The following is a 486-nucleotide window of genomic DNA, read 5'->3' on the forward strand; positions in this document are numbered from 1 at the left end:
ACCTGCGGGCATGCCACAGCTGCGCGTTCATGCAGGCCGCCACTACGCCGTCCAGTTCCACTACTCCTTGCCGGACGACGCCTGGTGTGTGGAGCTGAGCGAGGCCGTACCGGCGCCAGCTGCGTGGGCTGAGATTCCCAACGCACAGACCCACCTGCCCGGAAGCGCCTTCATGGTGGCGGTGATACCCGACGAGGACCCGAGCTTGGAGCCGGCCGTCCACATCCACAGCCACGACGAGCACGTCATCCCCTACGAGATCATGCGCTGGTTCATGGAGCAGGTGGCAGAGCAGGTTGAACGCTGCCGCCTCGCGTTTGAGCAGGGAGCCCCTGAAACGGTGGAATGATCATGCAGTGACTGAACCTTTTCCATCTTGATCAGCTGGCGAGTTCGAGGGCGACGACGGCACGGACGACGGCGGTGGTCCGGGTGGTGCTGCAGCGGAGCTTCCGCAGGAGCCGCCAGTACTTGAGAGTCGCCATG

1 protein-coding gene and 1 pseudogene are annotated in these 486 nt (G+C 64.4%); one reads left to right on the forward strand and one right to left on the reverse strand.

What is annotated here, in order from left to right; genetic code table 11:
• A partial coding sequence (locus ACLIYP_RS30800) for a hypothetical protein (RefSeq protein ID WP_412716347.1) occupies positions 1 to 349 on the forward strand: 349 nt, incomplete at its 5' end.
• 31 nt (positions 350 to 380) lie between these two features.
• On the opposite strand, the pseudogene ACLIYP_RS30805 reads toward ACLIYP_RS30800, so the two are convergent.
• Positions 381 to 486 (reverse strand): annotated as a pseudogene (locus tag ACLIYP_RS30805) (IS5/IS1182 family transposase); the annotation flags it as partial.

This window comes from Streptomyces nanhaiensis, assembly GCF_046614825.1.
In the GTDB taxonomy this organism is placed as follows: Bacteria; Actinomycetota; Actinomycetes; order Streptomycetales; family Streptomycetaceae; genus Streptomyces; species Streptomyces radiopugnans.